The organism is Deinococcus rhizophilus, assembly GCF_030271215.1.
GTDB classification, from domain to species: domain Bacteria; phylum Deinococcota; class Deinococci; order Deinococcales; family Deinococcaceae; genus Deinococcus; species Deinococcus rhizophilus.
Genome location: NZ_JASNGB010000112.1, coordinates 1 through 9,368 on the forward strand (window position 1 = coordinate 1; position 9,368 = coordinate 9,368).

The 9,368-nt window shown below is 69.2% G+C and carries 8 protein-coding genes; 1 reads left to right on the forward strand and 7 read right to left on the reverse strand.

Features of this window, described 5'->3' with window-relative positions:
- Nucleotides 1–16 precede the first annotated feature (16 nt).
- The 7 genes from QOL99_RS11570 to QOL99_RS11600 all read right to left on the reverse strand — a co-directional run bounded on the left by QOL99_RS11570 (nucleotide 17) and on the right by QOL99_RS11600 (nucleotide 8,966).
- Nucleotides 17–898, reverse strand: coding sequence for a DNA cytosine methyltransferase (locus QOL99_RS11570; RefSeq protein ID WP_285524006.1), 882 nt, complete (start codon nucleotides 896–898; stop codon nucleotides 17–19).
- Nucleotides 899–977: 79 nt separating this feature from the next.
- Nucleotides 978–1,307, reverse strand: coding sequence for a hypothetical protein (locus tag QOL99_RS11575; protein WP_285524008.1), 330 nt, complete (start codon nucleotides 1,305–1,307; stop codon nucleotides 978–980).
- Between the two features lie 32 nt (nucleotides 1,308–1,339).
- Entirely contained in the window at nucleotides 1,340–3,169 is a 1,830-nt protein-coding gene (locus tag QOL99_RS11580; RefSeq protein ID WP_285524011.1) for a TniQ family protein, read from the reverse strand.
- A complete protein-coding gene (locus tag QOL99_RS11585) occupies nucleotides 3,163–4,230 on the reverse strand; it encodes an ATP-binding protein (RefSeq protein ID WP_285524013.1) in 1,068 nt (355 codons plus the stop codon). The genes QOL99_RS11580 and QOL99_RS11585 overlap by 7 nt, the downstream gene beginning before the upstream one ends.
- Nucleotides 4,230–6,332, reverse strand: coding sequence for a hypothetical protein (locus QOL99_RS11590; protein ID WP_285524014.1), 2,103 nt, complete (start codon nucleotides 6,330–6,332; stop codon nucleotides 4,230–4,232). The genes QOL99_RS11585 and QOL99_RS11590 overlap by 1 nt, the downstream gene beginning before the upstream one ends.
- Nucleotides 6,332–7,069, reverse strand: a complete 738-nt coding sequence (locus QOL99_RS11595) for a TnsA-like heteromeric transposase endonuclease subunit (protein WP_285524015.1) — start codon at nucleotides 7,067–7,069, stop codon at nucleotides 6,332–6,334. Before QOL99_RS11595 ends, QOL99_RS11590 begins: the two co-directional genes overlap by 1 nt.
- 676 nt (nucleotides 7,070–7,745) lie before the next feature.
- Nucleotides 7,746–8,966: a type II secretion system F family protein gene (locus QOL99_RS11600; protein WP_285524016.1), complete on the reverse strand. Its 1,221-nt coding sequence runs from the start codon at nucleotides 8,964–8,966 to the stop codon at nucleotides 7,746–7,748.
- A gap of 72 nt (nucleotides 8,967–9,038) precedes the next feature.
- On the opposite strand from QOL99_RS11600, the gene QOL99_RS11605 reads away from it, so the two are divergent.
- Nucleotides 9,039–9,368, forward strand: a 330-nt coding sequence (locus tag QOL99_RS11605) for an L-threonylcarbamoyladenylate synthase (RefSeq protein ID WP_285524017.1), incomplete at its 3' end; no start/stop codon positions are given.

The following is a 9,368-nucleotide window of genomic DNA, read 5'->3' on the forward strand; positions in this document are numbered from 1 at the left end:
TTACCCCCGCTACCCCTCAGCTCCCCGGAATCCAGGAAGAGCCTTTCCGAAACCAGTGCTGAACGGTCAACTCCGGGCGAAGGCCCTCAGGGCAGGTGACCCCCAGATCCTCACCGAAGGGCGACGTTCCCGGCCAGGGGAGGCTCCTGACCTGATCGATGTCGTGCAGCAGCTCCTCATGCCAGATCGTGTGCCCAAGGCGATAGCGACGGGGGAGGATCTGACCGGCGCGCTCGTAGAGACGCTTGTGGAAGCCGATGATCACGACACGTTCCCGGTCCTGTGGCACCCCGTACTCCAGACCGTTCGCGAGCCTGGTGGCGAACCTGTACCCAGCGGCCCCCAGTTGCTGCTCGATCTCGCGAAGGTGCTCTGCGTGGTTGCGCAGCAAACCTTTGACGTTCTCGAACACGAAGAAGTCTGGCAACTGAGCACGGATGAGGTCCACGTAGACCTTCGTCAGCCGCCCATGCTCACCGTCCTTGCCCCGGTGCTTCCCAGCGTTGGAGAAGTCGGGGCACGGCGGCCCCCCTACAAACCCCACCGGCTTCCCGAGGTCACGTGCCTCCGCGATGCGTTGGCTGAGCCAGGCCTTGCCAGGCTCCCGCCGGAGCGCCTCGATGCTGCCTCCCAGATAGCCCAAGGAGGGCGGCGCGATCCCCAGGCGGCTGCGGCTGTGCTTGTAGGCGGCCAGAAAAGGTGGATGGTACTCATTGACCATCACGGGAACAAAGCCCTCTTCCTCGAAGCCCAGATCGAGAAAGCCCGCGCCACTGAAAAACGAGAAGATGCCCCCGCAGCTCTCGGGGTCGACGTTTTGCAACGACGCGTCAAGGGAGATCCCCAAGTCCTCTAGCGACGCTGTGTTGTCCTTGGGCTTCTTCCGGGAGTCAGGCACGTTGAGGTCAGTATATGGAAGCAGTGTCAAGCGGCCGGACGCAAACCTCTTCGTAGAGGAGGTTGCTCGCCTGAGCTGGCTACTGCAGGCTGCCCATCAGGCGTCCGTCCATCACCTGCACCACGTACAACTCCTCACCATCCGGATCGAGGAGGCCCACCCAGAAGGTGTCAGCCTGGGTTGGCACCTCCGCTTCCCCGTCCGTGATGCCCACCCGGTAGCCATCCACGCCGGGAACGTCGGCGACCAGCATCATGCAACCGCCCCCGGTATCCCAGGGCTCGAAGACCAGCTCAGGGACAAGCGCAGTCCAGCCCTCCCTGCCCAGGTGACGCGCTGCTTCGTCGAGGGTCCCGGGGTCGAGGGTGTAGGCACTGGCGAGGATCTGCCCGGTGGGCGCGGTGTCCATGAGAGGGAGTCTAGCCGGGGAGGGGAGGCGTCCTACCCCAACGTCGTCCCCACCTCCCGAGCGACCTCCCCCAACACCTCCCCCAGCCGCGGCAACTGCTCCCGCTCGAACCGCCGGTAGACCTCCCGCAGAACGTCCTGCTTTCCGCAATCGGCGGAAAGCGCGGGCGAGAAGGCCGGATCACTGCTCAGCACCGTCGCCCACACCCATGCGGCGGTGTTGCGCCGCAAGCCCTCAGACCGGTTCGGCCTCATCCCTGCCGCCTCCCGGCACCGTTCCCATGTCTCCAAGTCCAGCACCACGAAGCCTGCCAGCGCCTCCTGTGCGGCCCGGTAGTCCCGGTGTCGGTGTGGCCCCGGACCCTCCAGCCGCGTCGCCAGGCCGTGCAGGGCCTCCTGGAACGCCTCCTTGCCCCCGGTCCTCCCCAGGTGCATCACCAGCGGGTTCAGGCTGGCCCCCTGGCTGTGCCCCTCAAGCCCCAGCAGCCGGATGCTGGCCGGCACCGTGTGTCGCCCGCTGAGCCGCACCAGCGCCACGCTGACCGCCACCCTCGCCGCCGTGTCCCCGATGCGCGAGCCCTCCAGCAGGGGGCGGAAGTCGCGCTCGAAGTCCTCCTCCCAGATCAGGTGCGGGACGTGGCGGGTCTCGAACACCCGGTAGCTCCCCGTCCCCGCCGGGGCCAGGTGGCCCATCGTCCGGTGGAAGAGCGCCCGGGGAGCCAGCACCTGGTCCAGCGCCACCTCCAGCGGCCCCCGCAGGTGGAAGTCCCGCGCTGCCGCCCGCACCGCGCTCCCCCGGATGCCCCTGGACCTCTCCACCAGGGGACGCAGGCCGTCCGTCACCCCCTCCTGGTCCGGCGACGCCAGCAGCTCCACCGCCCACGGCAGGATGGCCGCCACCAGCCGGGTGTCCCCCGGGGCCCCCTTGTAGGGATGCAGGGCCGTGCCGCGCACCCCCGCCTCGGAGACGCGCCGCTCGTCCCGCACCTCGCAGGCCTGTGCCAGCGCACGGGCGATGGGGTCTGGCAGCTTCCCCAGGTCCCCCGGCTGCGCCGCGTGCAGGGCCAGGGCCATCAAGGAGCGCAGGTGCCCCAGGTAGGTCAGCGAGGACACCTCCTCCCCGGCCACGCGGGCCACGCCCACCTCCAGCACCCCGTTCACCGCCCGCTGCGCTTCGAGCAACCGGGGTGCCCCGGAGAGGTCCGACGTCGGCACCTGCCGCAGGTCCTCTCCACAGGGGCGGGCCGCGCGTCCCAGACCGCTGTTGCCGGGGGAGAGGGAGTTGGCGCAGAAGCCGGGCCTCGGGACGTGGGTGGCGAAGCGGGGCGCGTTGCTCCGCTCGGCCCGGTAGCCGCCCGTGCGCCGCTCGCAGCGGGGGCAGACGTCCATCAGCAGCGTCCCGTGCGTCAGGCAGACGAAGGAGGTCCACAACTTCCAGCGCAGCCGCCAGCCCCCCGTCTGGGCCAGGCAGGCCGGGCAGCATGCCGACCCCGCGAAACCCGCCCACTCCCGGTGCCCCACCACGCGCACGCTGTTGGGGTGGGTCACGTCCAGCCCCGTCAGGTCGAAGGCCACGCCGTCCAGCGACCGCAGCAGCATCGCCGCGAGCTCTCCCGATTCCAGGCGACACGCGTAGGCGAAACGCTCCCGCTGCTCGGAGGTGAGGTCCAGCCCGTACCCCGCTGGGAGCACGTCGTGGCGATCCTGGGGGATCACCCCCGCCTCCGCCAGCAGGGTGGTAATCGGCGCGGGCACCAGCTGGTGCGCGGCCAGGCGGTCCACGAAGCTGGCGAAGGACTCCGGGCCCTCCGGTCCCCCCAGCAGCCCAGGCACCGAGGAGAAGGGGCGCACCCCGGCTACCACGCGTCCCCGTCCTCCAGGTTCCCCTCCATGGTGGAGCGGTAGTCCATGCGGGCGGCCCGCAGCGCCCGGTGATCGAGGCGTTCCTCGCCGCCCACCGCCCGGAGCGCCGTGGTCCGCAGCAGGTTCATCAGGGGTCCCACGCTGCCCCCGGTGCGGCTGTAGAGCAGGTCGGCGCAGCGCTCCAGGGTGCCCGCCTCGTGGTCCAGCAGCGGCAGGTGCCCCTCCACCGCCCGCAGGAGCCGCCGCCAGGCCTCGCTCCCCTTCTCCATGGGCCGGACCGGGAGGTGGATGAAGCGCGAGGCGGTCTGGCTGGACGCGAGCGTGGGGGTGCCGTGCTCCTGCAAGACGCCCATCTGCTCGACGTCCACCCCCACGTAGACGAAGGTGGCCCCGGTGATGGTCATCAGCGACTTCATGAAGTTCGAGGTCTCCTGCCCACCCCTGGAACGCGCTTGCAGGAAGTGGATGTCATCCACCACGAACAGCAGGATGCGGTGCCGCTCCACCGCCCGGTAGATCGCCCGCACGAGCACGGGCTCGGTGGTGTCCCGGCGGTGCGGGACGTGGAGGTAGTCGCAGATCGCCTGCGCCAGCCCCTTGGGCGTGGTGTCCCGCTGCAAGGTCACGTGCACCACCGGGACGAACTCATCGTGCGCCCGCGGGTCCGGGACGGTCCCCGGGCCGCGGACCCGGCGCTCGAACTGCCGCCCCACCGCCTTGGCGATGGTGGTCTTGCCGAGGTTGGCGTGGCCGTCGACCACCAGGCCCACCTTCACCTGGTGGCGCGGGGCGCGGATGTTGGCCTCCAGCTGCTCCTTGATGGCGAGCTTGACCACCTGCATGTCCGGCGTGTTCAGGGGCCCGAACCTCATGATGTACAGCCGCCGCGCCTCGTCGTACTCCGCCCGGACGTGGGTGGAGAGGGCCTCGTACGCGGCCCGCGTCATCCGGGGAGGCGGCTCCAGCGTGGGGGCGTCCACGTAGGCCCGCCACCCCTCGTAGGTGTAGATGTTCTGGTCGTCCGCGCTGGCCGTCTGGAAGGGGAGGAGGATGCCCGCCATCAGAACTCATCCCCCACGATGCCGAAGAGGCCGTCATCGAGATCCTCCGGCTCCGCCGGGCGCGGTGGGCGGAGGGGCTTCTCCCTGGCCTTCTTGGCCTCGCCCCGGGGCTTGCCCGTCATGGCCTCCTGCTGGGCCCGCGCCCCCTCGCGCCGGGCGACCTCCTGCTTGGCGGGGGTGGAGAGCGCCTGCTGACGTGTCCGCTCGGCCAGCCTCAGGGACTGTTCGGCCCGCGCCCGGTAAGCGTCGTCCATCTCGCGCTTGCGGGCCTCCAGGTCCGCCTCCGCCTGCTGCGTCCGCCGGTCCTCCAGCACCACCTTCACCTGATCGGCCAGCTCCTGCTGGAAGGGCCGGGAGCGCCAGGCGGCGTCGCGCTCGGGGATCTCGTGCCACGCCAGGGTCAGCGGGTCCTGGAAGTGGATCACCGTGGGGTCGCGCGCGTCCACCTTGATCGGCCAGCGCTTCCCGAGGTCCAGGTAGGGCGACTCCGCGTTGCGGTAGGGGTTGAGCGCCTCCGAGTCGTACCGCGAGCCGTCGAGCTGCACGCCGGTGTCGCTGATCACCCGCAGCTCGGTCCTGAGCGCCAGGTAGTAGGCGTCCCGGCCCAGGGGAACGGTGAGGTGCCCGGCGTGCGAGACGCCGAAGGCGAACATCTCCGCGGGGGTGAGCTTGACCTTCGGCGTCCGGGGGTGGCACAGCCCATCGTGGGGCCGGTGGTTGTAGTACCTCGCCACCCACCCGGTGAGCTCGAACTGGAGCTCCCAGGGGAAGTGCAGGGCCCGGGGGTGGCGACCACGCGCCAGGACGTGGGGCCCCACGTAGCCCTTCAGTCGCTCGGCGAGCGACTGGCGGATGTGCAGGAAGAGCCGCTCGATGTGCGCCTTGTCGCTGCCCGTGCCGGGGCGGGCCAGCATGATGTCGGTCCCCAGGCGCGCGCAGAGGTCGCGGAACTGGCCGCTCAGGAAGACCATGCCGTTGTCCACCACCACGGCCTCGGGGAGGACCGGCGGGATGTTCAGCAGGGGCTCGCCCTCCGGCATGTCGTGGGCGGCCAGCATGAGCCCCTCGGGGATGCCGAGGTAGGGGAGCCGCGCGTCCTCCGGGAGGGGCGGCCACGAGTGGTGAGGCCGCACCGGGTGGGCGATATCGAGGAGCAACGTGGTCACGTCCACGCCTCGGGGCTCCCACTCGATCAGCCGCGCCGCGACGATGGCGCGCGAGTACAGATCCATGGCGATGACCATGCGCAGCCTCAGCTCCCGCCCGTCGACCTCGCTGCGGGCGAGCAGGTCGAAGGGGGTGATGTCGATCAGCACGTACTGGCCGGGCCGCACGCACACCACCTTGCCGAAGGGGCGGCGTGTCCCCGTGCTGGCGTCGCTGCGCCGCCGCTTGGCGTTGTGCGTCAACTCTGGAGCGAATCGCCGCACCAGCTTGTTGAAGGTGTTGTGGGTGGGCAGGGCGACCTCCGGGCAGCCCATCGCTTCGAGTTCGCGCTGAACGAGCCCGCGCAGGCTGGTGAAGGAGAGGTCGGCGTCCTCCCGCCGCTGCCGGGCGACCCGCAGGATGGCCTCGCTGAGCTTGAGCGCGTCGTCCCCGAGGCGGCTGGAGGTCCGGGTCTGATGCCCGCTGACCAGGGCGGCGGGGTGGTGGCCGGCGGCCCGGTAGTCGCTCATCCAGCGGTAGATCTGCCGCCCGCTGACGCCGAGCTCGGCCGCCTTGGCCTGCACCCGCTGCTCGCGGCTGGTCCCCTCCTGGTAGGCCGGGCGGGGCTCGCCCGGGAAGCGGTCGTCCGGCTGGCCCAGCCGGTGGCCCGTCAGCACCTCCCGCACATGCTCCTCGCGCAGCAGAGCCCCGGCCCTCACCTCCGGGTCCAGCCGATCCCAGAACGCCTGGGCCGGGGGCAGGGGAGCCGCCTCCTGCCCCTCGAAGCCGAAGCTGGGATCGCCCACCAGGTCGCCGGGGTCCAGCACCCGCTCCCCGCGCTGGCCGTCCCTCAGCCTGATCCGCCCATCCGCTTCGTAGCCGACGACCTGGTGGGTGGCTCCCTGGAAGCGCACCACCGCGCCAGCCTCGAGGCGCGGCCTGCCCTCGCCGCCCATCAGGCGGCCTCCCCGGGCAGGGGAGCGGGGGAGAGCGTCGTCTCGAGGGAGAGGGGACGCGAGAGGTCCGCGGCGACGCGGTGGTTCCAGATCAGGTGGTAGATCACCGGCAGCACCAGCGGAGCGGGGCCGACGCGTGCGGCGAGCTCCATCAGGCCGTGGGGGCGTTCACGCAGCGCGGCGAGGATGGGACCCAGGTGTTCCCTCAGCCCAGCCGGGACGCGGCGGTAGCCCGCGAGGTACTGGACGTTGCGGACCACCGTGGGCTCCGGCGGGGCCCAGAGGTTGAAGCCCACGCCGATGGGACCGAGCGCCTCCCGGGCCGCCTTAAAGGCCCGCTGGAGCCTCGGCGAGCCGTGGAACTGGGCGGGCTTCACGTCCTCCACCACGCGGGCCTGACCGGCGCGCACGATCAGCAGGTCCGGGGTGTAGCGGTAGACCTTCTCGCCTTCGGACCACTGCAGCGTGAAGGGCTGCGCCATGAAGGTGGTGACCCGTGGGTCGAAGTCGAGGAACTGCATCCGCAGCCGCTCCAGCCCCGACTCGTGGCGCAGGTGGCCGCCGACCTTGCTCGACGCGTACCAGCCGCCCCGGTGGCTCTGCCCGTGGTAGTTGGGCACGTCGCGGGCGGGGTCGAGGTCGTAGAGGCTCAGGCTGCGCAACAGGGGCATCTCCGCGCTGAGGAGCTCCCTGGAACCGCGTGGGCGGTAGAGGAGCTTGAAGCCTGTCGAAGTCATGGCCGGGCCCCTTCCTGGCGGCGTGCTGACATGCTGATCCCCCTTCGACGCGGCCGGGCCCTGCGCTGGCATAGGGATGACGGCGCCCCGGACCACAGGCGGACGGGGACGGAGAAGAGGCGCAGTTCAGAGCACCCGTGGGCGTCTGCGATCAGTATGTTACGGACGTAACAGTCGCGTCAAGTTCTTGCAAGAAGCGATGTCATGACACGCGAGCCGGCGATGTTGAGGCGCCGAGAGCCCTGACATGTCGATCTCTCAACTGACATGGCCACTGAAAAACACTTGCCATGCCGTACCAGAACGCGAAAGACCATGACCGTTCCCCAGGTTTTGAGAGTTGAACATGTCAGGACTTGACTTGGAGGAGAGCCGAAACAGCTCGGCACATCGTCTACGCCGACGCTCAGCCCACTGACATGTTGACCTCTCAACTGACATCTCGCTGGTATGTCTGTTCAGTACCGGTTCTGTGCGACTTGTGCTCCTCAAGCTGCCAACCCTTGAGAGCTGAAGATGTCAGTACATCGCCTTATGCAGTCAGGGGCGGGTGTCGGAGAGGAGCGCGCGGCGACGAAGTGGTGTTGTAGACAACGAAAAGCCCTCCTTGAGGAGGGCTGATAGGCTCACTGACAAGTTGGGCTCTCAGCTGACATCTTCAGCTCTAACCGTCAGCTCACTGGCTGAGCTGGCCGATAATCGAGAACATCGGCAGAAACATCCCCGCCACGATGGTCCCCACGATGGCCCCCAGGAACACGATCATCAGCGGTTCGATGGCGGCGGTCAGGCTCTCGACGGCCTCGTCGACCTCGCGGTCGTAGAAGTCGCCCACCTTGCCCAGCATGGAGTCCAGGGCGCCGGTTTCCTCGCCGATCGACACCATGCTGACCACCATGGGCGGAAAGACCTTGCTCGTGGCGAGGCTCGCGCTCATCGGTTCGCCGACCATCACCACGTTTTTGGCGTTCTCGATGGTCTCTTCCACGATGGCGTTGCCCGCGGTGCCCTTGGTGATTTCCAGGCTCTCGATGATGTTCACGCCGCTGCTGATCAAGAGGCCGAAGGTGCGGGCGAAAGAAGCGATGGCGCTCTTTTGCAGCAGGTTGCCGAACACCGGCAGCCGCAGCTTGATGTCGTCGATGGCGTGGCGGCCCTTCGGCGCCTTGTAGATAAAGCGGTAGGCCACCACGATCAGCGCGATAAAGACGAAGATCAGCAGCCCGGAGGACCGCAGGAAGTCCGACACCGCCATCAGCATCTTGGTGATGAACGGGAGCGGCGCGTTGAGCTGCGCCAGAATCCCCGCGAACTGCGGCACGATGGTCGTGAGCAGAAAGTAGGTGATGCCCAGCGCGAAGACCAGCACCATCACCGGGTAGGTCATCGCGCTCTTGATCTTGCCGCGCAGGGCGAGTTCCTTTTCCTGAAAGGCCGCGATGCGCTCCAGGATGGAATCCAGCGTGCCGCTCGTCTCGCCCGCCCGCACGAGGTTGATATACAGGCGGTTAAAGACCTTGGGGTGCTTGACCAGCGCCTCGCTCAGCGGCGTGCCGCCCTCCACGTCGGTGCGGACGCTCTTGATGATGCCCTGAAAGGCCTTGCTCTCGATCTGCTTCTGGAGAATCGCCAGCGACTGCACCAGCGGCACGCCCGCGTTGATCAGCGTGGCGAGCTGCTTGGAAAAGACCGCCACCTGCTTGAGCCCGGGCGGGCGGTCGGTGAGGCCCGGAATCTTGACGTCGGCGTTCAGGCCCGTCTTGGGGGCCTTGATCTCGACGATCATCATGTTCTTGGCCCGCAACGCGTCGCGGACCTGACGCTCGGTCTCGGCCTCCATCTGGGATTTCAGGACCTTTCCGGAGCGGTCCCGGACACGGTATTCGTAGACCGGCATGGGCGCAACTATAGTGACGGGGGTCTTGCGTTCCCCTTACAACGGGGGTGGGCCGCACGCCCCGACTCTCCCATGAACACACCTTTACCCAGCGGGGCCTTCCCCCGAGTCACCCAGGCCGCCGCCCTCCTTGCCGGGGGCGCTGTGGTCGGCTACCCCTCCGAGACGGTCTGGGGCCTCGCCGCGCACCCGGCTTCCCCGGGGGGGCTGGCGGCCCTCCTCGCCCTCAAGGGCCGCGACCCCGCCAAACCCGTGCAGGTCTCGTGTCTGGATGTGGCCTGCGCCCGTCCCCTGACCCGCACCCCGCAGGTGGTAGACGCCCTCGCCGGGCTGTGGCCGGGGCCGCTGACGCTGGTGGTGCCCGCCTCGGAGGGGTGCCCGCCTCCCCTCGCCCCCGGCGGC